This is a genomic window from Leisingera sp. SA215 (genome assembly GCF_055902035.1).
This window is the reverse complement of sequence record NZ_JBVVXU010000001.1, coordinates 359,276-383,567: the sequence shown is the minus strand read 5'-3', so window position 1 is coordinate 383,567 and position 24,292 is coordinate 359,276. Positions and strand designations below refer to the sequence as shown.

Genomic DNA, 24,292 nt, shown 5'->3' with positions numbered 1-24,292 from the left:
GAAGGAGTTTAACATTGGCATTGATGGCGGTCTGAGCCGTCCGCGCAGTCATTTTTTACATAGTTTCGAAATTGGAAGGGGCAGAGCATGGCACGAAACTGGATTAAGAACCTGTCCGGGGGAGCCGGACTTGCAATTATAGCGGCGGCGGGCCTGATGCTTGCAGGACCTGCCGCCGCCCAGCAGGCCGCGGCGCCCAAAGTTTCCGTGGTGCAGGCTGTCATCAAGCCGATCAAGGACACGGCGACTTTTATCGGCCGGGGAGAGGCAATCGACAAGGCCGACATCATGACGCGTGTCAACGGTTACCTGGAGGAGGTTCTGGTTGCGGACGGCGCCGAAGTGAAAAAGGGCGATGTGCTGTTCCGAATTGAACGCAGCGCTTTTGAGGCGGTGCTGGAAAGCCGCAGGGCGGAGCTGGCGCAGGCAGAGGCCAATCTCGAGCTGGCCTCGCTGGACCTGGCCCGCAAGCAGAAGCTGTTTGAACGCGGCTCGGTCCCGGAGGCGGACCGGGATACGGCCAGCGCCAATGAGCAGGTGGCCGAAGCCCGGGTGCGTGCCGCAGCAGCTGCAATCCGGCAGGCCGAGCTGGACCTGAGCTATACCGAGATCCATGCGCCGTTTTCCGGCCGTGTCGGGCGCGTCGAGGTCAGCATCGGCGATGTCGTCAGCCCCGGCGGCGCGGCTTTGGTTAACATCGTGCGCGAAGCGCCGGTTTACGTGTCCTTCTCGCTCAACGAAAAGCAATTCGTCGAAATCCTCCAGAATCTCGACTCGCAAGGCATCGACCGGTCCGACACTGAAGCCGCGCCGGAAGTGTTCGTGGTCCTCCCCAATGGGGCCGAGCTGAAGGAAAAGGGCCGGATCGCCTTTGCCGGCAACCGGGTTGATCCGGCAACCGGTGCTGTCACCGTGCGGGCGCAGTTTCAAAACGATCACCGGCTGATCCTGGACGGCGCCTTTCTGACCGTCGGCCTTCAATCGCAAGAAGCAGTCGACCGGATCATCATCAGCCAGTCCGCAATCCAGCGCGATCAGCAGGGGCCGTTTGTTCTGGTAGTGGATGATCAGAACCAGGTAGCCCAGCGCTATATCGTCACCGGTGATGTGCAGGGTACCGGAATCATTGTGCTGGATGGGCTGACAAACGGGGAAACTGTTGTGGTCGAAGGCCTGCAAAAAATTCGTCCCGGTGTGGAAGTGGATCCGGTGCTGGCCGGGCAGGCAGGAGAATAAGCGATGTTTTCCTCAATCTTCATCTCGCGGCCGAAGTTCGCGATTGTCATCTCCCTGGTGCTGACGGTCATGGGGGCGATCGGCTATTTCGCGCTGCCCGTGGCGCAGTTCCCTGAAATCACCCCTCCGGTGGTGAACGTCACCGCAAATTATCCCGGTGCCAATGCTGAAACCGTTGAAAAGAGTGTTGCTGCGCCGATCGAGGCGCAAGTCAACGGGGTGGATGGAATGCTTTATATGTCCTCCACTTCAGCTGACAACGGCGGCTATTCTCTCGCTGTGACCTTTGAGGTCGGCACTGATGCCGATATCGCCTCGGTCAACGTGCAGAACCGGGTGGCGCAGGCAACGGCGGCCCTTCCTGCTGAAGTTACGGCAAACGGTGTGGTGACTCAGAAAAGTTCTTCCAACATGCTGCTGGCCGCGGCCCTGACATCCCCCAACAGCTCGTATGACAACGTCTTTTTGTCGAACTATGCCGCAATTAATATCAAGGATGCTCTGGCGCGGGTCGATGGCGTGGGCAAGGCGGATATCCTGACCAACTTTGAATACGCCATGCGGGTCTGGCTGGACCCGAATAAGATGGCAGGCCTCGGCATTTCGCCCGGTGACGTGATCAACGCAGTGCGTGAACAGAATATCGAAGTCTCCGCCGGGCAGGTGGGCGCGCCGCCGGTCCCGGGTGATCAAGTCTTTCAATACACCATCAAATCCAAGGGCCGCTTGACCGAAGTCAGCGAGTTCGAGGACATCGTCATCCGAACCGGTGACGGCGGCAGCACTGTCCGGCTGAGAGATATTGCCAAGGTGGAACTGGGGGCCTCCAACTACAGTTCCTCGGGCTATCTGGACGGCGTGCCGGCGACCATCCTGGCCGTCTACCAGTCTCCAGGCGCCAATGCGCTGGCGGTGTCCGAGGCTGTGCTGGCAGAGTTAGACCGGATGTCGGCGGATTTCCCGGACGACGTCGCCTATTCGGTGCCATTCAACACCACAGATTTTGTAGAACAGTCGCTGAATGACGTTATTTCCACCCTGATGATGACCTTTGCGCTGGTGATCTCGGTGGTGTTCATCTTTCTCGGCTCTTTCCGGGCGACTATTATCCCGGCGGTGGCCATCCCGGTGTCCCTTATCGGGACATTTGCCTTCCTGCTTATGCTTGGCATGTCGCTCAACACCATTTCGCTGTTTGCCCTGGTGCTGGCGATCGGCATTGTTGTGGATGACGCTATCGTGGTGGTGGAGAACGTCGAACGGATCATTGCCGAGGAGGGGCTGCCCCCGGCTGAGGCCACCCGCAAGGCGATGAAGCAGATCACCGGCCCGGTGATTGCAACCACGCTGGTGCTGCTGGCGGTGTTTGTGCCGGTCACCTTCATGCCAGGAATCACCGGCAAGCTTTATTCGCAGTTTGCGGTGACCATTTCGGTTGCGGTTGTGATCTCCTCGGTCAACGCGCTGACGCTGTCACCGGCCCTCTGTGCCATTGTGCTCAAGGCGCGCTCCGCCCCGCCAAAAGGTCTGCTGGCCCTGTTCGAAAGCATGATCGGCGGCGTACGCAGCGGGTATTTGAGTATCGTCACCCGGATGCTGCGCCTGCCGGTGATCGGGCTTGCCATCATCGCGGCGGTGGCCTTTGGCACCGGCAGTATCTTCACCGCCACCTCCAAAGGCTTCCTGCCAGCCGAAGACAACGGCTATCTGTTTGTGGACGTCCAGTTGCCCGACGCCGCGGCGCTGGGACGGACAGAGAGGGTAACCGGGCGGATTGACCAGCAGATCCGGAAGATTCCCGGTGTCCAGGGCACCGTTCTGGTCAATGGGTTCAGCCTTCTGAACGGGACGGGGGCCAATGGCGCAATGATCATAGCTACCCTTCACCCCTGGGATGAACGGCAATCCGAGGCACTGCACCCCGATTCCATCCTTGGTCAGATCTACGGCATTGCCAATGGGGAAGCCGCAGCCAGCATCGTCGCCTTCAACCCGCCGCCGATCTCGGGGCTTGGCATGTCCTCAGGTGTGGAAATGGCAATCCAGCAGACGGCCGGCGGCACCCCGCAGGACCTGGCGCAGGCGGTCGGCTCGCTGGTCTATTCCGTTAACCAGCACCCGGAAATCGCCCAGTCCTATACCACCTTCCGGGCCAATGTGCCGCAGCTGTTTGTCGATCTGGACCGGGAGAAGGCAAAGACGCTGAATGTACCGATTTCGGAAGTGTTCCAGACCATGCAGGCGCATCTGGGATCCTATTACGTCAACGACTTCAACCTGTTCGGCCGCGTTTACAAGGTGATGCTGCAGGCCGAGGGCACTTATCGCGACAAAATCGAGGATATCGGTGGCCTATATGTGCGGACGCAGTCAGGTGACATGGTTCCGCTGTCGACCCTGATTGAAGTGGAAAACGTGCTGGGACCGGTGCTGCTGAAGCGGCACAACATTTTCCGGTCGGCCACTGTCACCGCTGTGCCAGCTGCGGGTCTGTCCACCGGCGACGCCATCCGGGTGATGCAGGATGAAGCCGCGATGGCGCTGCCGCCGGGCTATGCCTTTGAGTGGACCGGCACTGCACAGCAGCAGCTGGACTCGGCGGGTCTGGTCACAGTGATTCTGGCAATGGCAGTACTATTCGGCTATCTGTTCCTGGTCGCGCAATACGAAAGCTGGACGATGCCGGTGGCAATCCTGCTTTCGGTGATCGTGGCTCTGTTCGGAGCGATTGCGGCGGTGGCAATCGCCGGCAACGACATCAACCTCTACACGCAAATCGGGATGATCATGCTGATTGGCCTGGCGTCGAAAAACGCTATTCTGATTGTCGAGTTCGCGATGGAGCAGCGCGCCGCGGGTCTTTCGATCCGCGATGCCGCGAAGGAAGCCGCCAAACAGCGTTTCCGTGCGGTGATGATGACAGCACTGTCCTTCCTGCTGGGGGTGGTACCATTGCTGGTTGCCTCGGGTGCCGGCGCCGCCAGCCAGCGTGCCATCGGCATTGCCGTCTTTGGGGGCATGCTGGCCGCAACCGTGGTTGGCGTCATTGTGGTACCGGTGCTGTATGCGATGATGCAGGGCATGCGTGAACGTATCAAAGGCACGGCGGCCGCCCAACCGGCAGAGTAAAACGGCCAGCCCCGCCAATAGTACTGGCGGGGCTGTATCTTTCATCCGACCGCAGGTCCGGCAGGGCTTGCGGTGATTAGCCGGTCATCAGGCGAAGCGCGCGCGCAGGCCGCGGTCATGGGCCGCAGACAAAATCAGATCCCATTTCCGCGGCGTGCAGCGGAACTCCGGCTCCACGTCGCAGGTCAATGGCGCATTTGCCTCGCTGGGTATCATTCTGGCCGCGGCAGAAACGCACCGCTCCAAAGCCCAGAAATCCGTCAAAGACGGGTTGTCAGTAATCACTTGGCTCAAAAGCATTGCCGTAAGCTCCCCGTTAATGCTGTTGCCTTGCAAATTTTTGATACGGCGGATCAATTTTTATGCGGTGCGTATTAGCGTCATCCGGATGATTTGTCACCTGGATGTTTTTCATGCCGCCGCAAAACTGTAAAAACCTGTCCAGCATAGCAGGTTAAGGTGATGGGCGCTGTGTCCTGCCTGCCGGACGAATCGCGTCGCTCTCTATTCTCACTGCAAGAAAAAAATGCACAGGTGATGGGCTACACCCGGACATTGAAGGGGAAAATTACCTAACCGTCGTCAATCAAGAGAAAAATGCGGTTTTTGAGGGGTGCGTCAATAGATAGCACCCTTGACTTGACAGAGTGCCAGTGAAACCCTTCTGCACGTGCAAAATAATCCGCACACGCCCAGTCCGGCATGCCGATTTCTGTGGCCGTGCAGTGACAGAAGAATCGCTTTCACTGCTTTCCGCGCCGGGCTGCAAATCATAAGACAAGTGGGAGAGACTTGATCATGAAACACACCAAGTTGGCTATCGGTGCATTGGTGGCGGCAGCCTTTTCGGCGCCCGCAGCGTTTGCTCAGGAATACATCACCATCGGCACTGGCGGCGTGACCGGTGTTTATTACCCGACCGGCGGCGCCATCTGCCGTCTGGTGAACAAGGGCCGCAAGGAGCATGGTTTCAAATGCGCCGTCGAATCCACCGGCGGTTCGGTGTACAACATCAATACCATCCGCGAAGGCGAACTGCAGTTCGGCGTAGCCCAGTCTGACTGGCAGTACCATGCCTATAACGGCTCTTCCAAGTTCGAGGAAGCAGGTCCGTTCGAAGGCCTGCGCGCCGTATTCTCAGTGCATCCTGAACCCTTCACCGTTGTGGCCCGTGCCGACGCCGGCATTTCCACCTTTGATGACCTCAAAGGCAAGCGAGTCAACATCGGCAATCCGGGCTCCGGCCAACGCGGCACCATGGAAGTGCTGATGGAAGCCAAGGGCTGGGGCATGGAAGATTTCGCCCTGGCAACCGAGCTGAAGGCGGCTGAACAATCCGCAGCGCTGTGCGACAACCAGATCGACGCCATGATCTACACCGTTGGCCATCCCTCCGGTTCGATCCAGGAAGCCTCTACCGCCTGTGACTCGGTTCTGGTCACCGTGGACGGCGAGGCGGTGGAAAAGCTGGTAGGCGACAACTCCTTCTACCGCACCGCCACCATCCCCGGCGGCATGTACCGCGGCACGGATGAGGACGTGAAGACCTTTGGCGTGGGCGCGACTTTTGTGACCTCGGCAGACGTCTCCGAAGATGCGGTTTATGCGGTTGTCAGCTCGGTGTTCGAAAACTTCGAGGCGTTTCAGAAGCTGCACCCGGCCTTTGCCAACCTGAAGCCGGAAGAGATGATCGCGGACGGCCTGTCGGCACCGCTGCATCCCGGTGCCGCAAAGTACTACACAGAAAAGGGCTGGATCGAGTAATCCACCCAACAAAAGGAACGGGGCGCATTTGGCGCCCCGTTTTGCCTGAGGCCACTGCCCAGGCTAAAAATTCAGGCCCCGGGAAACGGCGGCCTTAGGGGAGATTATCCATGGCATCCGATGCACAGGGAAATCGGCCGCTCAGCGAAGAAGAGCTTCAGGAACTTGTCGCGTCCTCAGACGCAGGCGCCCGCAATCCGGTAGGAAGCGTGGGGCTGTTCCTGGCAATTGTCGCAGTCATCTGGTCGGTATTCCAAGTCGTTCTGGCTTCACCCGTTTCCAACCTGCTGCTGCCCGGCAGTGTGGTGAACAATTCTCGGCAAATCCACTTGGCCTTTGCCATTTTCCTGGCCTACGCCGCCTATCCCGCGCTGAAGTCCAGCCCGCGGAGTTACATTCCCATTCAGGATTGGATCTTCGCGCTGGCCGGAACCGTAATCGCGATGTACGGCTATATTTTTTATCAGAAGATCGTTGATTCCGGCGGGCTTGCCGATGATATGGATAAGTGGTTTGCACTGGCGGGCCTGATCCTGCTGTTTGAGGCTGCCCGCCGTGCGCTTGGCCCGGCGATGGCGATTATCGCAACCATATTTCTTGCCTATGTGTTCTTTGGCTCCTCCGAATGGGTGCCGGAAGTTATACGCTGGAAGGGCGCCAGCCTCAAAAAGGCTATGAGTCATATGTGGATAACGTCCGAGGGCGTGTTTGGCATCGCCTTGGGTGTTTCCACAAAATTTGTCTTCCTGTTCGTGCTGTTCGGCGCGCTGCTGGATAAGGCTGGGGCAGGCAATTACTTCATCAAGATGGCCTTTGGCGCCCTTGGCCACCTGCGTGGCGGCCCGGCCAAGGCGGCGGTTGTTGGCTCTGCCGCAACCGGTCTGATCTCCGGCTCCTCGATTGCCAATGTGGTCACCACTGGCACTTTCACCATCCCGCTGATGAAACGGGTGGGCTTCACCAGCGAACAGGCCGGCTCGGTCGAGGTGGCGTCCTCGGTGAACGGCCAGATCATGCCGCCGGTGATGGGCGCTGCCGCCTTCCTGATGGTGGAATACGTGGGCATCTCCTATGTCGAGGTGATCACCCATGCCTTTCTGCCGGCCGCGATCTCCTACATCGCGCTGGTCTATATCGTGCATCTGGAAGCGGTGAAGCGGAACATGCCGACGCTGGGCAACCGGGTGGTCTCCATGGGCCGGACCATCGGCGGCATGGCACTGTTCTTTGCCGGCTTTGCTGCCCTTTGCTATGGCGTGCAGTACCCGGTCAAGTGGATCACTGCAGCGATGCCGGGCGCCTCCGGGCTGACACTGTCGGTACTGGTGTTCGCGGCTTACGTAGCTCTGCTGTGGCTTGCCGCCGGCGTCGATGACCTGGTGCCGGATGACCCGAACGCCAAGGAGGTCGAATTGCCGGTAGTGGGCGAGATCTATAAGGCGGGCCTGCATTACCTGCTGCCGATCATCGTGCTGGTCTACTTCCTGATGATCGAACAGAAGTCGCCGGGCTTGTCGGCCTTTTGGGCAACCGCGCTGCTGTTTGTGATCCTGCTGACCCAGAAACCGCTCAAGGCGATTTTCCGTGGCCAAAGCAATATGGCCAATTCCTTCCTGGAAGGCGTCCACGATCTGTGGAACGGGCTGATCGACGGTGCCCGCAACATGATCGGCATCGCGCTGGCCACGGCCACAGCTGGCGTGATCGTGGGCACCGTGACATTGACCGGTGTCGGGCAGGTGATGTCCGAACTGGTCGAATTTGTCTCGGGCGGGAACCTGATTTTGATGCTGGTGATGGTGGGTATCTTGTCGCTGGTTCTGGGCATGGGGCTGCCAACCACCGCCAACTACATCGTTGTCAGCTCGCTGATGGCCGGTGTAGTAGTGGAGCTCGGCGCCCAGTCCGGGCTGATCGTGCCGCTGATTGCGGTGCATCTGTTTGTGTTCTACTTTGGCATCATGGCAGATGTGACGCCGCCGGTGGGGCTGGCAAGCTTTGCGGCTGCGGCTGTGTCGGGCGGCGATGCCATCCGCACCGGCTTCACCGCCTTTTTCTACAGCTTGCGGACCGTGGCGCTGCCGTTTGTGTTCATCTTCAACACCGATCTCCTGCTGATTGATGTGAACTGGATACAAGGCATTCTTGTCGCCATATCAGCCACCATCGCCATCCTTGTCTTCACAGCCGGCACCATGGGTTATTTCGTTAGCCGCAGCCGGATTTATGAGAGTGTGCTGCTGGTCTTTGCCGCCTTCGCCCTGTTCCGGCCGGACTTCTTCATGGACCGGATGATGCCGCCCTATGCCGAAGTGCCGCCGGCCCAGCTGGTTCAGGCCTTGGATGAGGCTGAGGCGGGTGCGGAGTTCAGGATCACGGTCGAAGGCCCTGATTTCGATACCTCCGAGATTAAAAGCACAACAATGATCCTGACGGCCGATGGCACTGGCGGTCAGCAGGCGCTGGATGCTTATGGCCTGCTGCTGCTGGAGGAAGACGGCCTTACGAAGCTGGACGAGCCGATGTTCGGCACCCCGGCGGCGCCCAGTTTGGAGAGTTTTGATTTCTATGCCGATGAACCCGTGCAGATCGCAACGATCCAGGCCCCGGCCAGCCAACTGCCCAAGGAGCTGATCTTTATGCCGGCGCTGCTGCTGGTCGCGCTTGTTGCGCTGATGCAGCGCGGCCGTGCGCGTGAACAAAAAGGAGTCCCAGCATGAACAAACCCGTTCTATGCGCCCTGGAATTGAGTGACCAAGCGTCCGACGAAAAAGTTTTGTCTCAGGCGGCCCGGCTGGCGGAGCTCGACGGTGCCCAGCTGGATGTCGTCAATGTGCTGCCTGATTTTGGCGAGAGCTGGGTGTCGGGCTTCTTTGAGGAGCACCACCATCAAAAAGCGGTCAAGGACGCCACCCAGCGGCTGCGTGAACTTTGCACCAAGGTGCTGGGAAAGGAGCGCAACGCTAAGGTGCGCCACCTGGTGGCCACCGGCAAAGCGTATCAGGAAATCCTGAAGGTAGCTGAAACGGCGGGCAGCGGGCTGATTGTGATCGGGGCACACAAGCCGGATCTCAAGGATTACTTGCTTGGTCCGAATGCAGCCCGGGTGATCCGGCATTCGGATTGCTCGGTCTTTGTGGTTCGCTGAAGAAATTAAGGGCGCCTGCGGGCGCCCTTAGTCGTAGCCGGTCATCTCAAGGTAGCCCTTGCCGGAGTGGCTGCCGCTGACTGACACCGGCCCTTCCCAGTAAGAAAATGTGGTTCCCATCCAGCTTTTCGGATTAAGTGCCTGAACCTCAATGGAAACACCCTTTTCTGGCAGGCTTGCATGCCAGCGTGTGGGAACTTGCCGGCCCTGCACATCGCTCGCAGCCAGTGCCTCAGCGTAAAAGGCTCCAGGCGCCAGCGGCTCTGCTTTTCCATCTGCAGTTATCCATGTGCCTGACGTGAAATCGCCGCGTTCGCCACGCAGCACAAATCCCATCAGCTTGTCTCCGCTGTCAAAGCTGAGAGAGAACCAGTCCCAGCCGCTTTGATCCTCGGCCAGAGGCTGGCTTGACCATTCCCGGTCCATCCAGCCGCGCCCCGTCACGGCAATGGGTCCGCCAGGCAGATCAAGCGTTCCGGACACCTGATAATGCGGTTGAGAATAATAATAGCTGGCTTGGCCGCTGGCGGATTTCACGGAATAACCATCCTCTCCATGCAGCGCGAGCGGGCCGTCAGCGAAGAGCTGCAACTCATAAGAAAACTCTTGTCCCGAAGCCGTTATCTCCATCCTTTCAATAGCCTCTCCGGTGGAGCGCATCTGCCAATCGCCGATCCAGGCAGCGAAAGGATCAGCCAAAACCCCAGCCTGACCCACACCTCCGCGGGCTATGCGTTCGGCGAACAGGTGCTGATCCGGCGCAGTCACGGCAGCGTGGGCCATCCAGATTTGCGGGCTTTGCCAGCCCTCGGCCTCTCCCGGTGCCAGGGCGGAACGGAACAATGTCCACTGGATGCCGTAATCGTTGCCGCCGGTGTCTGTCAGGTTGGCGGTTAAGTACCACCACTCGATGCGGAAATCCGGATGGGCACCATGATCCCGGGGGAAAGACAGCTGGCCGCCAAGCTCTGGAACTGAAAATCCGCCGGCCTCAGTTCCTAGCCCGGCATAACCTTGCGGCAGGGCTTCAGTGGCCCAGCCTGCGATGAAAATCGTCAAAACGGATCTAACGTTCATTGGCAAACACCTTGAGCAATTCAGCCGGGTCCAGGCGGCTGAGCCGGCGGGCGGGCAGGGCGGCCGCCACCGCCGCGGCCAGCAGCGCCAGCAGGATAAGCCGCAGCCAGTCGCCTGGAAACAGATGCATCGGCAGCTTCCAGCCAAAAGCTTCAACATTGATCACGGCCAGCAGCGCCCAGGCCAGAACAAGACCCAGCGGCAGGGCCAGAACCGCGGTGAACGCGGCCAGAAGAAGGCTGCGCAGGATTTCAGCACCGGCCAGCTGGCGGCGGCTGAGCCCCATCGCCCAAACCGGTGCAAGCTGCGGCAAACGCTGACTCCATAAGGTAAGCAGGCTGGTCAGCATGGCAAACCCGGCCACCCCCAGCGTCAACAGGTTCAGCGCGGAGGTTATGGTAAATGTCCGATCAAAGATACTGAGGGACCGGGCCTTGATGCCCGCCTGGTCGACGATGTTTTCCCGCGGTATTTCAAACACTTCACGAATGGAGCTGACAATTTCCGGCACATCTTCGGCAGGCAGCCGCAGCCCGAACTGCCGGTTGGGAATATCCGGTTCGCGGTCCAGCAATGCAGCGAGGGAAGTGATCACCTGGCCATTCGGGTTGCCGTAATCGGAATAGATCCCGGCAATGGTCAGCTCCCAATCCGGTGCCAGGGCCAAGGAAAGCCCGGGGCTAAGGTCATGACGGCGGGCGAATTGTTCATTGACCAGCAGAGCTTCTCCAGCGGCGACACGGTCCCAGACGCCGGGCAGTGCCTCCAGCAGCGGCCAATTCAGCCGGTAGGTTTCATCATCCGCAACGCCGTAAACCCGCAACGGCGCGCCCTTGTAGCGGATTTCACTGCGCCGGATTGGCAGAACGGTTATGCCCTGATCCTCCAGCCACTGCGTCAGCCTCGTTCCTTGTTGATCACTGACTGCAGTCACATAAACCTCGGCTGCCAGGCGTTGGTCCAGCCAGCCAATGAAGGTTAGCCTGAAGCTGGAAACCATTGTTCCGACCCCAATATTCGTCGCCAACGCCAAAAGCAGGGCCATCAGGGCAAGCGACATCCCGGGCAGTTGTGCCCGGGTATCGGCCCAAAGCCATTCGGTAAAGGGACGTGTGCTCAGCCGCGCCCCGATCCGCAGACCGGTGGCGATAAGCAATGGCAGCACCAGTGCCGCCCCAAGCATAAGTCCGGACAAAAAAACAAACCCTGCAAGAAGACCTTGAAAGAGAGCGATGATCGCAATCCCAGCGAGTATGCATAGGGCACCTGCGCAGGCCGCCGCCTTATGCGACCTGATTGCTTGCTGCCCGCGGGCCTGGGGTGCGGGTGCGGCCAGCAGGGGCATCCGCCATAAGTCGTATAGCGCCTGCGCCCCGGCCAGAAACGTCCCGCTGCAGGCCATTGCCAGCCCGGATAAGACCCACTCCAGGCGCAAGCCGAGGCTGCCGTCCACCGCGGCGCCGTACAGCCCGGCTAGTGTGGCCTGAACATCCGGCAGCAGCGCCGCAGCGACCAGATAGCCGCCGGCCAGCCCGGCAGTACCGGAAATCAACGCGACAACCGCAAGCTCTGCTGCAATCAGCACCACCAGAACCCGCATAGGAACACCCAGCCCGCGCAGGGTCCGGATCATGCCCCGGCGCTGCTCCAGGCTGAGACTGATGGTCCCTTGAACGATGAACAGCCCGACAGCAAAGGATAACAGGCCGAAGGCCGTCAGGTTGAGGTGGAAACTGTCAGTAAGCCGGGCCGTGTCTGCTGCTGCACTGCGGGCTGGAATGCGGATCAGGCCGGGAGCAAGATGTTGAAGTGGTGTCAGGCCGGAAACCTGATCCGGCAGAATGAGCAGGTAGCTGAGACTGTCCGGCTGGCGCAGCAGGCGGCTGGCCAAACTGATGTCAGCAATCAGCACGCCGGGCGGCAATCTGTCCGTTTCGGTTATCGGGTGCTCGCTTTGCGCCGCAGCAAGCACCCGCGCAGTTTCTGGATGCGCAAAGAACCGGCCGGGCGGCAATAACGCATCCAATGCAGGTACGCTGTCCTGCTCCGCTGCCTCGGCCAGGGCTGGAACCAGCGGATGGCTTAGCAGGTCTATACCCATGATATCAAAGCTTTGCCGCTTAAACCTGACAGTGCCCTCCAGCACCGGTGTCAGCTGCCAGCCCGACCGGCGCAAGCTGGCGTACTGCTGCAGCGTGATTGTGCCGCCTTCCGGCGCCAGCCGGTCCGCAGCTGTTGTGCCAAGCTGCTCCGCGGCCCGGGCGTAGCTGGCGCGGGCTTCACCGTTGATTGCCTGAACGGCAGACCAAAGCCCCGTTGCCAGGGCCAGCCCAGCCATCAGCGTCGCCAGTTGCAGAGGATGCCGGCGCCAGTGCGACAGGATTGCACTCAGCGCGGAGCGGATCATACGGTTTGGCCAAGCTGCAGATGAAGACGCTGGTCCAGCATCCCGGCAATGGCGTTGGAATGCGTGACCAGAAACAGGGCCGCGCCGCTTTCCCGGACCAGTTCCAGCATTAGGTCCATCACCGCCGAACTGGCAGTTTCATCCAGGTTCCCGGTCGGCTCGTCCGCCAGCAGCAATTTGGGGCGCAGGGCCAGGGCACGGCCAATGGCAACCCGCTGTTGTTGCCCGCCCGAGAGTTGCTCGGGGTAGCGATCGAGAAGACCGGTCAGGCCAAGGCGGTCCACCAGAACATGCCCCCAATCCGGGTCCCACCGGTTTCCCAACCGTGCATGCAACGAGATATTCTGCCGAATTCTGAGTGAAGGAATTAGATTAAACTGCTGAAAAACCAGTGAAACATCGCGCCTCCTGAGGGCCGCGCGCTGCCGGTCCCTGAGATTGGAAAGCCGGGTGCCTGCAATTTCAATTTCGCCGCTGTCAAATTGATCCAACGCGCCGGCCAAGTGCAGCAATGTGCTTTTGCCGGAGCCGCTGTCGCCAGTCAGCGCCAGGCTGCTGCCGGCAGCCAGATCCAGTGACACCCCGCGTAACACAGCGGTTTCCGGTGTCTGTCCCGGATAGCTTTTGGTCACGTTGCGGATCTTCAAAACCATCCTGCGGCCCCCTCCTGCACTTCGGTCTTCAATTCCTGCAACGGCACTCAATACCTCTGCCAGGGAGATGTCCAGTGCGGCACAAAGGCTGGCCCATCCGGCATTTTTATGGTTAAGCGTAGCGGATCGCCTTTATAAGGTACCGCGAAGCCTCCACAAAGCTTATCACCGTCGGGAGTGCGGGAATGACGCTATGGAACCAGTTGCTGTTGGGCTCGATCAATCTGAGTGTCTGTCTGATACTCGAAATCTCGGTTCTGGTTTTTTGCTCGGCTGTGCTGAACAGGTTGTCTGCAGGTTTTGCCAAACCTTATAAGCCTTGGCAGGTCGGTCTCATGCTTGTGGTGGCAATTTTCATCATTCTGGGCGGTCATACGGTGCAGATCTGGATCTGGTCCGCCGCTTTTGTCCTGGTGGGCGCGCTCGGCGATTGGAACACAGCAGTGTATTTCTCTCTGACAACCTACACAACGCTTGGCTACGGCGATGTTGTGCTGGGTCCGGCGCTGCGGATTTTTGCCGCCTTTGGTGCTGTCACCGGACTATTCGCGTTTGGAATCAGCACGGCCTTTCTAGTCAGCGCAATGGGACGGTTGTTTTCCCTGAACGGTGAAGCACATAGCGTAAAAGATTAAAGCACAGGGGCCAGCAGGCGTGTCACGGGTGCCAGCAATCGAATAGGCCAAGCCTGCTGGTCCAGCGGCTGTGTAAGTTCGATAGAACGTTGGAAATCCCTGGCCAGCATTTCGGACATTTCATGCGCTGACCGCGAGTCGAAAAACAACGCCATGGTTTCAAAATTCAGCCGGAACGACCGGTAATCAAGATTTGCCGTTCCCGCACCCGAAATCCTGTCATCGATGACAAAACATTTCTGATGCATAAAACCGCCCTGATAGCGCAGGATACGAACGCCTGCCTCCCGCAGTTCGTCAAAAAATGCGAAACCCGCAAGCCAAGGCAGGTGGTGATCAATGGAGTTCGGCAAAAGGATCCGGACATCCAGCCCGCGCAACGCGGCATGTTTCAAGGCGGCAAGCACCTCCTGATCCGGGACCAGGTAAGGGGACGCCATCCAAACCCGTTCCTGTGCTGCGGTGATCACCGAGAAAAACAGCATGGATCCGTTGCCGTTGGTATCGCCGGGACCGGTCGAGACAATCAAGCCAGGCCGGTCTTGCGGTGACAGTTCAGCGTCCCAGTTTAACAGGTCCAGGATTGGCTCTTGCGTGTGCCAGTGCCAATCCTCAGCAAAGGAGAGCTGCAATTGCTGAACAACCGGCCCGGTAAGCCGCACATGCGTGTCCCGCCAGGGTCCCATGACAGGGTTCAGACCCATGTACTCCTCGCCGGCATTCAGGCCGCCGGTAAAACCGGTCCGGCCATCCACAATGACGGTCTTACGGTGGTTCCGGAAATTGATGCGCAGCCGGTGCCAAGGCGGCCGTTGAACTGCGGGATCAATCATGTTCACACCGGCTTCTTCCAGCGCGCGGGCAAATCCGCGGGACAGCTTCCGGCTGCCGATGCTGTCTGTCGTAAACCAAACCGTCACACCGCGTTCAGCGGCTTCTATCAGCTTGGCCTGAAGCTTCCTTCCGACGGTGTCCGCACGCAGAATGTAATATTGCACAAGGATATATTCTTGCGCTTCATCAATCGCTTCGAAGATGGAGGTGAACGTATTTTCACCATCGACCAACAGTTCCAATCCGTTTCCGTGGCAAATGTTCATGCCGGCAATGGCTTCGAAGGGCGCTGCGTTCACTGGCAGCGTTGGCAACTTTCCGGAGCGGGCACTGGTATAGTTCCGGGTGGCAACAACAGCCTGTTCCGCGGCGCGGCGTGCCGTCCAATACCCTTTGAACCGGTGGTGGCCGAAAATCATGTAGGCGGGCAGGGCGGCTATCGGCGCAGCCAGCAGAAAGACGGCCCAGCCAATCGCCCCTTGCGGCGTGCGCGCGGTGCGGGCGGCTTGAAGGGCAGCAAGCCCGGCAGCCGCCCAGGTTGCGGCAATAGTCACGGTGCTGAGAACAATCCAAAACATCTGAAGGTCCTGAGATAGCGCTTTGATTTCAAGTTAGTACTGAATGGCGGTGCCTGCTATAATACCCGGCCGGGCTGCGGCGTGCGGAAATCATGGCATATGACCTTTACCGCTGGCAATTTCTCAATGATTGTGGAACCTTGCCGCTATGCCGATCCTACCGCCCTTTCGCTGCTGGCCTGCAGCCCTGCTGGACGCCGCCCGCCGTTTCAACCGGAAAAACGGCTGGGTGATGAGCAGCCATATCGCCATGTCGATGATGCTGGCGTTGTTCCCGTTTGTTCTGTTTACAGTGGCGCTGGCGGGGACAGTCGCCGGTTTGCTGTCCCAGGACGTCGCCATGGAAACCATGACGGAACAGGTGTTCAGCGTTTGGCCGGACGCGGTGGCCCGGCCGATCCTGACCGAACTGAAGGCAGTGCTGCAGACGTCGAACACCCAGCTTGTCACTCTGGGCGGCCTGTTTGCGCTCTATTTTGCCTCTAACGGTGTCGATGCGGTCCGGGTCGCCCTGGTGCAGGCCTATCATGATACAGATACAAGACCGTTTTGGCGGTCCAGGGCGCTGTGCATCGGGCTGGTCGTTCTGGGCGGGGCAGGTATTCTGGCCGTTACCGTGTTTGAAGTGATATTGCCGCTCTATGTCAGGCACATCGCCGAATTTCTGCCCTTCGACAGTGTTCCGAAAGGCTGGGAGAAGGGCTTGCGGGGCGTTCTGGCACTGGCCCTTCCGACTGGTGCCGTGCTCGCATTTCATGTGCTATTACCGGGCCGTGTGCACCGTTTGCGGCGGATCCTGCCGGGGGCAATACTGACCCTTCTGCTATGGCTGGCCTGCGGCAGCGGCTTTGCGTTTTACGTTGGTTCTTTTGCACAATATTCGGCCACATACGCCGGGCTTGCCGGAGCTATGGCCGCAATGATCTTCCTCTATCTGAATTCGGCCATCCTGATCCTGGGGGCCGAATTCAACGGGGCACTGATCGAGATTGCCAACGGAATGGGCCGGTCGTGAAGCCTGCGGATCTGCAGCAACTGTTTCCGTTTCTTCAGCAATAAGGCAAATTTGCCCCATTTGAGCCCGCTTTGCGGCCAAATCACCTTTTAGGTCTGTAGGAGACTGAGGATCCAGAAGGGGCCATCATGACAAAACTGCAAAGCAAACTTCGCCACACACGCCTGTTTGAACTGATGCGCCGGCGTGAAATGGCCCGACATGCCAGCCTTAAGCTGAGGGTGTCCCGGCTGACCGATGGCGAGGGAGATGAGGCCATCCTGCTGCGCGACCTTGCGGCCCGGTCTCTGACCGCGCCGCACAGCCGCCGCATTTAACGAGGCGTTAGCCCCGGAACCCGGTTGCAACCACAAATTTCTCGGAGCTGTCCGACCGCGAGGAGGGCGGCTTCATGTTGGTCACCTTGGTGAATTTCTGCTTCAACAGCTTCTGCAGCTCTCCTTCGGCACCGCCGGCCAGGACCTTGGCCACAAAGGTTCCGCCCTCTTCCAGCACGTCAAAGGCAAAATAGGCCGCGGTTTCACACAGCGAGATGATCCGCATGTGATCCGTCTGCTTGTGGCCGGAACTGGCCGCCGCCATGTCGGACATCACCACATCGGCCCGGCCCCCCAGCCATTCCTTGACCTGATCATCGGCGCCGTCATCCATGAAATCGAGCTGATGGAACTCGGCACCGGCCAGCGGTTCGACTTCCTGCAGGTCCACGCCGATAATGCGGCCCACGGCTTTGCCCTGTTTCTCGCCCAAGGCATTAATGCGTTTGACCGCAACCTGTGCCCAGCCGCCAGGCGCACAGCCCAGATCGACGATCCGGGCGCCGGGAACCAGAAAGCGGTATTTGTCGTCCAGTTCCATGATTTTGTAGGCCGCACGCCCGCGGTAGCCTTCGGCCTGGGCCCGCTTGACATAAGGATCATTCAGCTGGCGCTGCAGCCAAAGTGTCGAGCTGAGCTTGCGCCCGCGCGCTGATTTTACCTTGACCTTCAGATCGCGCTGACCGCGTCCGGATGTATTCTTACCTGTCGGCGTCTTTGCCATCATCGTCACCATTTGCGCCGGTGCGCGGAATTTCATGAAAACTCCGGCCCGGAAAAATCCAATTTTTCCGACCCCGCCTAATAGGGGCCGTCCTCCAGAACGCCATCCGCGCTCATCTGTGCATAAAGCAGACCCTCGCGCAGGCCGCGGTCCGCAACTGACAGCCGGTCGGTCGGCCAGCAGCGCAGCAATGCCTGCAGGATGGCTGAACCGGACATGATCAGGGCTTGCCGGTCCTCGCCGATGCGGGGATCACGGCGGCGGCCCAGAGGCCCGAGTTCTAGATAACTCCGGATCACTTTGTCAATCTGATCGCTGGTCATCCGCAGCCCGTCCACCTTGGTCCGGTCATATCGTTTCAGCCCCAGATGCGACGCCGCAACCGTTGTGACAGTGCCCGAGGTGCCGACGATCTGAAAACCGGCCCGGGTCTGCTCATCCTTATAAGGCGCAAAATCCGCCAGGTTTTCCTCAAAGAACCAGCTCATCAGCGCAAAGCGGGCGGCGTCGTCCTCCACATCGTTGAATTGATCGCGCAAAGTGGCGACCCCCAGCGGCACGGAAATCCAATCCACCACTTTTGCCGCGGGAAACGGGCTTTCAGTGGAGTTGAACCCGTTATGCAACCGCATGATCGCAGAGGGGCGGTCGCGCCGCGGGACTGACGAGATGTCAATCCACACCAATTCGGTCGAGCCGCCGCCGATATCGACCACCAGCAGCTGATCCGTTTTGGTCGAGACCAGCGGCGCACAGGAAATCACTGCCAGACGTGCTTCTTCTTCCGGCTGGATGATTTCAAGCGTCAGACCAGTTTCCCGCTTCACCTGGCGGATGAATTCGCGGGCGTTCTTTGCCCGGCGGCAGGCCTCGGTCGCCACCAGCCGCATCCGCCTGACCCTGTTGCGTTTCAGTTTCTGCTGGCAGATCCGCAAAGCCTGAATGGTGCGCGCCATCGACGACCGCGACAAGCGTCCGGTCCGCTCCAGTCCGGCGCCGAGCTGCACCGACTTGGAGAAACTGTCGACCACATGGATGCCGCTGCCCTTGGGCTGGGCGATCAGCATGCGACAGCTATTTGTACCCAGATCCAGCGCAGCATAAAGCGCATCAGGATCGGGCCGGGCCGGTGCAGGGGTTTCAACCGCTTTGGGAAACGCGCCCGCACCTTTCGAGCGCCTGGGCGCCATGATTCACGCCCTCCGATTATCGTGTTAACGACAACAATAGGTGCGCCGGTGCAGCGGCGCAAGCGTCAGACGGCAGAAGCGGCGCGATTTCCGGAGCTTCGAGGAAATCTCATAATCCACATGAATATTTTGGCAAGAAACCCCTGTAGCTTTCGCAAGGGCACAAAGCTAGTGTCCCGGCAGCAAAACGTCGCTCAATCCCATCGTGTTGTCGAAAATCGACCAACGTGCGGGCGGCCGCCGCTCTAGAACGTGGTCTATCCAGGCTAGGAGGAATTTAAGGCATGCCCGACGTAACGATCGTATACTGGCGCGATATCCCGGCGCAGGTCATCGTTGGCAAAGGCCGCCGCGGGGCCAAGCGCCAGCTCGAAGAACGGTTCGAGCAGGCCATCGACCGTGCGGCCATGAAAGTGAACGCCAAGGACGCGGACGCCTATCTTGCCGAGTGGCGCAAGGCCGCGCCATATGCCGCCGAAGGTGAAGCGGCTGAGGTCGCCGAAGCCGAGGCAACCCGCCTGGAAACGGAATACGATCAGGACCGCCTGAAAACTCTGATTGCAAATGACGGATGGGCGTGAGCCTGACACCACTATGGGAGGCCGCGATGGCTTTGCTGAACTTTAAGAAACGCGACTCTGGTGCTGGCCAGTCTGTCAGCCCCGAAATGGAAGCCTTTCTGAAGGGCTATTCCATTGAGGTGATGCCGCGTACCGCGACTAAGGTCGACGACTTCCGCGACCTTCTGCCGGCCGGTACCCGTGTCTATGTCGCGCATATCGAGGGCACCCCGATTGAAGACATGGTCGACACCGCCAAGCGCATTGCCGGCGAAGGCTATGATGTGATGCCGCACTTCCCTGCACGTATCATCAAGGACAAGGCGACTCTTGGCGACTGGATCGCCCGTTACCAGGGCGAAGCCGGCGTCAAGCAGGGCCTGATCCTGGCCGGCGGCGTTGCCAAGCCGCATGGCGAGTTCGATTCCTCAATGCAGTTGTTGGAAACCGGCCTGTTCGACGACGCGGGCTTTACCAACTTGCATGTTGCAGGGCATCCTGAGCCAAACCTCGACATCGACCCCAAGGGCGGCCGTGCCAACACCTATGCAGCGCTGGACTGGAAGCAGGAGTTTTCCAAGCGTACCGACGCCGAAATGGCGCTGGCGACCCAGTTCTGTTTTGAGGCGCAGCCGGTGATCAACTGGGTGAACGAACTGAGCGAGCGCGGCATGAACCTGCCGGTACATATCGGCATCGCAGGCCCGGCCAAACTGCAGACGATGATCAAATTCGCCATCGCATGCGGCGTCGGCCCGTCGCTGAAAGTTCTGCAGAAACGTGCCAAGGATGTCTCCAAGCTGCTGCTCCCGCATGAGCCGGGCGAAGTGCTTGCGGAACTGGCGGCGCATAAGGCAGCCAACCCGGATTTCGCTATCGAAAAGGTCCACTTCTTCCCGCTGGGCGGCATCAAGACCAATGCAACCTGGGCCATCAACAACGGCGGCGCCTCGGCGAAGCCGGTCAACTCCTAAGGATCAACAATGACCCGTACAGTCGTAGAATCAAAAACTAAAACCGCGATCCTGGGCTTTGACGAGCCGTTCTGCGTTATTGGAGAGCGCATCAATCCGACTGGCCGCAAAAAATTGGCGGCCGAGCTGGAAGCCGGCGATTTTTCCACTGTCGAGAAAGATGCCGTCGCTCAGGTTCTGGCCGGTGCGACAGTGCTCGATATCAACGCTGGCGTGGTCTACAACTCGAACCCGAACCCGAACGAGACCGAGCCGCCGCTGATGAAAAAGATCGTCGAGCTGGTGCAGGGCCTGGTTGACGTGCCGCTGTGCATCGATTCTTCGGTGCCGGGCGCGCTGGAAGCCGGCCTGGAAATCTGCGAAGGCCGTCCGCTGTTGAACTCGGTCACCGGCGAAGAAGAGCGCCTGGAACAGATCCTGCCGCTGGTCAAAAAGTACAACGTCCCGGTTGTTGCGATCTCCAACGACGACACTGGCATCTCGGAAGATCCCGATGTGCGGTTCGCCGTCGCCAAGAAGATCGTTGAACGCGCTGCTGATTTTGGCATTCCCGCGCATGACATCGTGGTTGACCCGCTGGTGATGCCGGTCGGCGCCATGGCCACCGCCGGCTTGCAGGTGTTTGCCCTGGTCCGCCGTCTGCGCGAAGAGCTGGGTGTGAACACCACTTGCGGTGCATCCAACATCTCCTTTGGCCTGCCGAACCGCCACGGCATCAACAACGCTTTCCTGCCGATGGCAATGGGCGCCGGCATGACCTCGGCGATCATGAACCCGGTAGCGCTGCCCGTCACGCAGAAAAAGATCGCCGAAAAGAAAGCTGAAGTTGAAGCCGCCGGCATCGTCCTGCCCGACGGCATGGAAGACGAAGCATTTGTTCAGATGTTCGGCCTCGGCTCCACCAAGCCGCGCGCCGGTAAGGAAATGGAGGCCATCCGCGCCGCCAACTTCCTGACCAATAACGACCCGCATGGCGGCGAGTGGATCAAGTTCAACAAAGAGCCTGCCAAAGAAGGCGACGAAGGCCGTGGACGTGGCGGCCGGTCTGGTGGCGGCCGCCGCCGCCGCGCCTGAGCCAGGCTGTATAGTCGCGGAATGGCCGGGCAGGGATGCCCGGCCATTTTTTATGTGCTAACGTGTTGGGAACGCTTCGATCTACATGTTATCCGCCGCCAGCAGCAGCAAGGCCTCATCCTGTTCGCCGTGGAATTGCCTGATAAGGTCGCGACGATGAATGCTCATGGCAATCAAGGTTTGAACCATTGTGGTCAACAGGCCAGACGTGCGCGAAAGTTGATCATGTTATCCGAAATTTGTTTTGCCAGTGCGGCATCGCCGCCAATCTTGCGCTGACTCATACCCCAAGGGATATTCCAGGCTAGGGCGTCGAATTTTTCTGCCTGAAGTTTGACGCGATGCAGTGCAGTGCCCTCTTCATCCAAATAGAGCAGGGCATACGAACTGCTGCCGTCCCGCGGACGTTTCGGTCCTGGCCTTCGACCAACTGAACGCGTAGCGCCGTACGGCGTCGTATCCGCCCATCATACAAGCCCCGCCCAGAACGGCGGGACTTCGCCTTTTTTTGGGGAGTGTGAAATGGCCTATCCGGCGACTGGAGCGGGGACGTTTCGGCATAGCCTACGAGAAGAAAGGACCGCAAGGCCGTTGCTGCCGATCTGGGCCGGATTCACACCGCCCTGACGGCAGAATCCGAAACTCCATCAAACACGGGGCTCGTTTCTCGAGGACGAGGCCGCCACCAAGCTGGTCTACCTCGCTATCCGAAAATTTGAGAAGGATGGCCGGAACGTCTGGCAATGGTTCGCGGCCCGCAACCGGTTCGCCATAGTGTCCGGCGATCGCTTCGACGCTTGAGTATCTGAAACCGCATGGGCGGGGCGAGATACACAGATTTCAGGACACTCCCGTACATCTCGCACAATCGCACTCTACCCGGCAAAAGAAACCATTCGATGCTCGTTGCAGGCGTCTGACCGATGGCTGACATCCATAGACCCTTTTTCAGAAATCCCCCGGAGCACATTGCAGGCACACCAGACCTTCGCCGCGCCAGGCCTCGACTACCGAAGTGCGGTCATCGATCACCAGCCAAGGCTTGAAGCCATCCGCTTTCATTTCCTTCAACGCGCGGCGCTTCACCTCCGGGTCGGTGGCATCGTCCTGATCTTCTGCGCGCAAATACATGCCGTCGAACGGCAGATCGTGCTTGCGAAGCCATGCAATCGTGTGCTCGGCCCAGCCCCTGGGCCGCCCGGAACAAATCACAATGGTTTCACCGCTCTCTTTCAACCGGCGCATCAACTTCGCAATCGGGACAATCAAAGCGGCATCTGCCATCGCATGATGAAAATCATCCCAGTGCTTTTCCACGCCATGTACAAGATGGCCAAGTCGTTCCGCGTCGAATTCTGCAAGTGTGCCATCGACATCGAAAACCACACATGGGGTAGCTGCTGCTTGGTTCATACGTTTTTCTCCGATATTTTGTTGCCTGTTCTTTGAAACAGTAGCGGCTTCGCGTTGGGGGGGCGTTGGCCGACGTCGCCTGTCGTCCAGAGCACACGCGCAGCGCGGATTATGCCCGAATGACACACCAGAACCGGCAGCGTTCCCTGCGACGCTGCGCAGATTTCTGCTATTACGGTTTGCACTCGCATCAGAAAATCGGGCCAGCTTTCCCCTTGATCCGGCGTATCTTCTCTGGCCGGCTGTTCATTCAACGGCCGACCTTCGAAAACACCCCAGTCGCGCTCGCGCAATCCGCCGTGCACCTCGAAACGCCGGCGCGGGAACGCAAGCTGAGTGGTGTGCTGGGCCCGTGTCATTGGGCTGCAATAGACCGCAATTGGCTCTGGCCACATCCTCTGGGAGAGGGCGCGTGCCTGATCGCGACCAATCTGGGTTAGCGGCACATCCGTTACCCCGGCGATGATTGCATCCGCATTCGCTGTCGTCTCGCCATGGCGGATCAGGCAAAAGCTATGCGATGGCAAAGGCACGGTGATCATAGGCGCACCCGGTCGTGAAAGAATACCTCTGCGTCGAGCCCCTCAATCAGGTAATCTTCGGGCTGTGTGCAAAAAGCGGGGGCAAAGCGTTTTGCGCCAAGGCGTTTTAGCATCTTCACCTGATCGCGCAGCGGCGGATGCACGTTCCAGCGTTGGAAATACCCGCCCTGAACGCTGCAAATGCCACGCGCATGGGCTGTCATATGGCCGGTGAACACGACATGTGCGTCGCGCCCTAAACGCCCGCTTTCGTTCCACGCACGCACATAGCCCCATGCGGCGCCGCCGTCGGCGTTGGGCGTATCACAGATTAGGAAACGCGCCTGTTCCATCGGGCCACGGTTCAAAAGCGGAGCTATTTCCTGGGCATCGGCACTGACGGCGCCGCTGTTCAGCGCGGCGCGAAGCGTGTCTTGGCATTCAGGGTCAAGCATCACGCTTTCATAGCCGTAGCGGCGGATCAGATGTAACGCCATCTCGCCCGCGCGCCCGGAAGGGGGGACAGGCAAAAGCACCTGACCTTGCACCTGGTCCAGCAACCCATTCAACGCCTCGAACCGATCCGATTGGGGCACATCATCCAGATGATAGGAGCAATCCAAAATGGCTGTCGCTGCGGGGGGCGGCGCATCGAAGGAGAACCAGTCCGACTCCTCTGACCAATCCCCAGAATAGAAAAGACCCTCTCCCAGATCGAAGTGCAGCCAGACCCCCCCCATCGCATGGCCATTGCGCCCGGTGGTCAGCGTCACGCCGCCGAGGGTCGTCTGGCCCTGTTCGGGCAACAGGTGCACCTTGGCCGCGGGGGGGAGCGCCTTGGCCGTTTGTGCCGTGGCATAGATGGGCAGGCCCGCCTCAACGGCATGCGGCGCGCCGCCGATATGATCGATATGATCATGGGTGATGAACACCGCCTCGGCCCCCTCCAGCCAAGCGGGATCGAAATGCGCGTTGGCCTCGGGGCCAAAGCCGCAATCGAGAAGCCAGATCCGATCTTCCACGGTCAATTGCATGCATGCAGG

General features: G+C 59.6%; 22 protein-coding genes and 1 pseudogene. 12 read left to right on the top strand and 11 right to left on the bottom strand.

The features are described from left to right. Positions 1-156 precede the first annotated feature (156 nt). On the top strand, positions 157-1,236 hold the full coding sequence (locus AC0KW6_RS01805; RefSeq protein ID WP_323775868.1) for an efflux RND transporter periplasmic adaptor subunit: 1,080 nt from the start codon (positions 157-159) through the stop codon (positions 1,234-1,236). A 3-nt stretch (positions 1,237-1,239) separates the two neighbouring features. After that, the gene (locus AC0KW6_RS01800; RefSeq protein ID WP_474033927.1) at positions 1,240-4,365 is read left to right on the top strand and encodes an efflux RND transporter permease subunit; all 3,126 of its coding nucleotides are present in this window, start codon (positions 1,240-1,242) and stop codon (positions 4,363-4,365) included. 87 nt (positions 4,366-4,452) lie between these two features. Here AC0KW6_RS01800 and AC0KW6_RS01795 read toward each other — a convergent pair whose 3' ends face one another. Further along, positions 4,453-4,722: a hypothetical protein gene (locus AC0KW6_RS01795; RefSeq protein WP_323775866.1), complete on the bottom strand. Its 270-nt coding sequence runs from the start codon at positions 4,720-4,722 to the stop codon at positions 4,453-4,455. 441 nt (positions 4,723-5,163) lie between these two features. Between AC0KW6_RS01795 and AC0KW6_RS01790 the strand changes: the two genes are divergently transcribed. The 3 genes from AC0KW6_RS01790 to AC0KW6_RS01780 all read left to right on the top strand — a co-directional run bounded on the left by AC0KW6_RS01790 (position 5,164) and on the right by AC0KW6_RS01780 (position 9,277). Beyond that, positions 5,164-6,129 carry a TAXI family TRAP transporter solute-binding subunit gene (locus tag AC0KW6_RS01790; RefSeq protein WP_323775865.1) on the top strand — a complete coding sequence of 322 codons (966 nt, stop codon included), beginning with the start codon at positions 5,164-5,166 and terminating at the stop codon, positions 6,127-6,129. Positions 6,130-6,239: 110 nt separating this feature from the next. Beyond that, complete coding sequence (locus AC0KW6_RS01785; RefSeq protein WP_474033926.1) at positions 6,240-8,849, top strand: TRAP transporter permease; 2,610 nt, start codon at positions 6,240-6,242, stop codon at positions 8,847-8,849. Beyond that, positions 8,846-9,277, top strand: a complete 432-nt coding sequence (locus AC0KW6_RS01780; protein WP_323775863.1) for a universal stress protein — start codon at positions 8,846-8,848, stop codon at positions 9,275-9,277. Before AC0KW6_RS01785 ends, AC0KW6_RS01780 begins: the two co-directional genes overlap by 4 nt. 27 nt (positions 9,278-9,304) lie before the next feature. On the opposite strand, the gene AC0KW6_RS01775 is transcribed toward AC0KW6_RS01780, so the two are convergent. Genes AC0KW6_RS01775 through AC0KW6_RS01765 form a run of 3 tightly spaced genes read right to left on the bottom strand, consistent with a single transcriptional unit; the run spans position 9,305 to position 13,414 of the window. Then, the gene (locus AC0KW6_RS01775) at positions 9,305-10,354 is read right to left on the bottom strand and encodes a lipocalin-like domain-containing protein (RefSeq protein WP_474033925.1); all 1,050 of its coding nucleotides are present in this window, start codon (positions 10,352-10,354) and stop codon (positions 9,305-9,307) included. Then, positions 10,344-12,761, bottom strand: coding sequence for an FtsX-like permease family protein (locus AC0KW6_RS01770; protein ID WP_474033924.1), 2,418 nt, complete (start codon positions 12,759-12,761; stop codon positions 10,344-10,346). The genes AC0KW6_RS01775 and AC0KW6_RS01770 overlap by 11 nt, the downstream gene beginning before the upstream one ends. Beyond that, positions 12,758-13,414, bottom strand: a complete 657-nt coding sequence (locus AC0KW6_RS01765; protein WP_474033923.1) for an ABC transporter ATP-binding protein — start codon at positions 13,412-13,414, stop codon at positions 12,758-12,760. The genes AC0KW6_RS01770 and AC0KW6_RS01765 overlap by 4 nt, the downstream gene beginning before the upstream one ends. Before the next feature lie 185 nt (positions 13,415-13,599). Here AC0KW6_RS01765 and AC0KW6_RS01760 point away from each other — a divergent pair, with 185 nt between their 5' ends. Next, positions 13,600-14,049, top strand: coding sequence for a potassium channel family protein (locus tag AC0KW6_RS01760; RefSeq protein ID WP_323775859.1), 450 nt, complete (start codon positions 13,600-13,602; stop codon positions 14,047-14,049). On the opposite strand, the gene cls is transcribed toward AC0KW6_RS01760, so the two are convergent. Beyond that, positions 14,046-15,461: a cardiolipin synthase gene (gene cls / locus AC0KW6_RS01755; protein WP_474033922.1), complete on the bottom strand. Its 1,416-nt coding sequence runs from the start codon at positions 15,459-15,461 to the stop codon at positions 14,046-14,048. The two genes, AC0KW6_RS01760 and cls, sit on opposite strands and share 4 nt — an antisense overlap. A gap of 148 nt (positions 15,462-15,609) precedes the next feature. On the opposite strand from cls, the gene AC0KW6_RS01750 reads away from it, so the two are divergent. Together AC0KW6_RS01750 and AC0KW6_RS01745 are read left to right on the top strand one after the other, a co-directional pair. Further along, positions 15,610-16,476 carry a YihY/virulence factor BrkB family protein gene (locus AC0KW6_RS01750; protein WP_323775857.1) on the top strand — a complete coding sequence of 289 codons (867 nt, stop codon included), beginning with the start codon at positions 15,610-15,612 and terminating at the stop codon, positions 16,474-16,476. Between the two features lie 128 nt (positions 16,477-16,604). Next, a complete protein-coding gene (locus AC0KW6_RS01745; RefSeq protein ID WP_323775856.1) occupies positions 16,605-16,793 on the top strand; it encodes a hypothetical protein in 189 nt (62 codons plus the stop codon). Positions 16,794-16,800: 7 nt separating this feature from the next. Here the strand turns inward: AC0KW6_RS01745 and AC0KW6_RS01740 are convergent, their stop codons facing one another. Both AC0KW6_RS01740 and AC0KW6_RS01735 read right to left on the bottom strand, forming a co-directional pair. Next, a complete protein-coding gene (locus AC0KW6_RS01740; protein WP_024089984.1) occupies positions 16,801-17,517 on the bottom strand; it encodes an RlmE family RNA methyltransferase in 717 nt (238 codons plus the stop codon). Between the two features lie 77 nt (positions 17,518-17,594). Continuing rightward, entirely contained in the window at positions 17,595-18,707 is a 1,113-nt protein-coding gene (locus AC0KW6_RS01735; protein WP_323775855.1) for a Ppx/GppA phosphatase family protein, read from the bottom strand. Positions 18,708-18,991: 284 nt separating this feature from the next. On the opposite strand from AC0KW6_RS01735, the gene AC0KW6_RS01730 reads away from it, so the two are divergent. From AC0KW6_RS01730 to AC0KW6_RS01720, 3 genes are read left to right on the top strand one after another with little or no spacing between them, the layout of a single operon-like run. Further along, positions 18,992-19,288: a virulence factor gene (locus tag AC0KW6_RS01730; RefSeq protein ID WP_323775854.1), complete on the top strand. Its 297-nt coding sequence runs from the start codon at positions 18,992-18,994 to the stop codon at positions 19,286-19,288. Between the two features lie 26 nt (positions 19,289-19,314). After that, positions 19,315-20,241 (top strand): methylenetetrahydrofolate reductase, encoded by a 927-nt coding sequence (locus tag AC0KW6_RS01725; RefSeq protein ID WP_323775882.1) that lies wholly within the window; start codon positions 19,315-19,317, stop codon positions 20,239-20,241. A gap of 9 nt (positions 20,242-20,250) precedes the next feature. After that, positions 20,251-21,315 (top strand): methyltetrahydrofolate cobalamin methyltransferase, encoded by a 1,065-nt coding sequence (locus tag AC0KW6_RS01720; protein ID WP_323775853.1) that lies wholly within the window; start codon positions 20,251-20,253, stop codon positions 21,313-21,315. Between the two features lie 194 nt (positions 21,316-21,509). Here the strand turns inward: AC0KW6_RS01720 and AC0KW6_RS01715 are convergent, their stop codons facing one another. Further along, positions 21,510-21,683 carry a hypothetical protein gene (locus tag AC0KW6_RS01715; protein ID WP_323775852.1) on the bottom strand — a complete coding sequence of 58 codons (174 nt, stop codon included), beginning with the start codon at positions 21,681-21,683 and terminating at the stop codon, positions 21,510-21,512. Between the two features lie 280 nt (positions 21,684-21,963). On the opposite strand from AC0KW6_RS01715, the pseudogene AC0KW6_RS01710 reads away from it, so the two are divergent. Next, a pseudogene (locus AC0KW6_RS01710) lies at positions 21,964-22,116 on the top strand (IS256 family transposase); the annotation flags it as partial. Positions 22,117-22,263: 147 nt separating this feature from the next. Here AC0KW6_RS01710 and AC0KW6_RS01705 read toward each other — a convergent pair. The 3 genes from AC0KW6_RS01705 to AC0KW6_RS01695 are packed head-to-tail and all read right to left on the bottom strand — an operon-like array spanning position 22,264 to position 24,283. After that, the gene (locus tag AC0KW6_RS01705) at positions 22,264-22,728 is read right to left on the bottom strand and encodes a phosphatase domain-containing protein (protein WP_323775851.1); all 465 of its coding nucleotides are present in this window, start codon (positions 22,726-22,728) and stop codon (positions 22,264-22,266) included. Then, complete coding sequence (locus AC0KW6_RS01700; RefSeq protein ID WP_474033921.1) at positions 22,725-23,270, bottom strand: histidine phosphatase family protein; 546 nt, start codon at positions 23,268-23,270, stop codon at positions 22,725-22,727. The genes AC0KW6_RS01705 and AC0KW6_RS01700 overlap by 4 nt, the downstream gene beginning before the upstream one ends. Beyond that, on the bottom strand, positions 23,267-24,283 hold the full coding sequence (locus AC0KW6_RS01695; protein ID WP_474033920.1) for an MBL fold metallo-hydrolase: 1,017 nt from the start codon (positions 24,281-24,283) through the stop codon (positions 23,267-23,269). The genes AC0KW6_RS01700 and AC0KW6_RS01695 overlap by 4 nt, the downstream gene beginning before the upstream one ends. Positions 24,284-24,292 lie beyond the last annotated feature (9 nt).

Coding starts and splice junctions, on each gene's coding strand:
- AC0KW6_RS01805 (WP_323775868.1), top strand. CDS start 157: ATGCTTGCAGGACCTGCCGCCGCCCAGCAGGCCGCGGCGCCCAAAGTT.
- AC0KW6_RS01800 (WP_474033927.1), top strand. CDS start 1,240: ATGTTTTCCTCAATCTTCATCTCGCGGCCGAAGTTCGCGATTGTCATC.
- AC0KW6_RS01790 (WP_323775865.1), top strand. CDS start 5,164: ATGAAACACACCAAGTTGGCTATCGGTGCATTGGTGGCGGCAGCCTTT.
- AC0KW6_RS01785 (WP_474033926.1), top strand. CDS start 6,240: ATGGCATCCGATGCACAGGGAAATCGGCCGCTCAGCGAAGAAGAGCTT.
- AC0KW6_RS01780 (WP_323775863.1), top strand. CDS start 8,846: ATGAACAAACCCGTTCTATGCGCCCTGGAATTGAGTGACCAAGCGTCC.
- AC0KW6_RS01775 (WP_474033925.1), bottom strand. CDS start 10,354: ATGAACGTTAGATCCGTTTTGACGATTTTCATCGCAGGCTGGGCCACT.
- AC0KW6_RS01770 (WP_474033924.1), bottom strand. CDS start 12,761: ATGATCCGCTCCGCGCTGAGTGCAATCCTGTCGCACTGGCGCCGGCAT.
- AC0KW6_RS01765 (WP_474033923.1), bottom strand. CDS start 13,414: ATGGTTTTGAAGATCCGCAACGTGACCAAAAGCTATCCGGGACAGACA.
- AC0KW6_RS01760 (WP_323775859.1), top strand. CDS start 13,600: ATGACGCTATGGAACCAGTTGCTGTTGGGCTCGATCAATCTGAGTGTC.
- cls (WP_474033922.1), bottom strand. CDS start 15,461: ATGTTTTGGATTGTTCTCAGCACCGTGACTATTGCCGCAACCTGGGCG.
- AC0KW6_RS01750 (WP_323775857.1), top strand. CDS start 15,610: ATGCCGATCCTACCGCCCTTTCGCTGCTGGCCTGCAGCCCTGCTGGAC.
- AC0KW6_RS01745 (WP_323775856.1), top strand. CDS start 16,605: ATGACAAAACTGCAAAGCAAACTTCGCCACACACGCCTGTTTGAACTG.
- AC0KW6_RS01740 (WP_024089984.1), bottom strand. CDS start 17,517: ATGGCAAAGACGCCGACAGGTAAGAATACATCCGGACGCGGTCAGCGC.
- AC0KW6_RS01735 (WP_323775855.1), bottom strand. CDS start 18,707: ATGGCGCCCAGGCGCTCGAAAGGTGCGGGCGCGTTTCCCAAAGCGGTT.
- AC0KW6_RS01730 (WP_323775854.1), top strand. CDS start 18,992: ATGCCCGACGTAACGATCGTATACTGGCGCGATATCCCGGCGCAGGTC.
- AC0KW6_RS01725 (WP_323775882.1), top strand. CDS start 19,315: ATGGCTTTGCTGAACTTTAAGAAACGCGACTCTGGTGCTGGCCAGTCT.
- AC0KW6_RS01720 (WP_323775853.1), top strand. CDS start 20,251: ATGACCCGTACAGTCGTAGAATCAAAAACTAAAACCGCGATCCTGGGC.
- AC0KW6_RS01705 (WP_323775851.1), bottom strand. CDS start 22,728: ATGAACCAAGCAGCAGCTACCCCATGTGTGGTTTTCGATGTCGATGGC.
- AC0KW6_RS01700 (WP_474033921.1), bottom strand. CDS start 23,270: ATGATCACCGTGCCTTTGCCATCGCATAGCTTTTGCCTGATCCGCCAT.
- AC0KW6_RS01695 (WP_474033920.1), bottom strand. CDS start 24,283: ATGCAATTGACCGTGGAAGATCGGATCTGGCTTCTCGATTGCGGCTTT.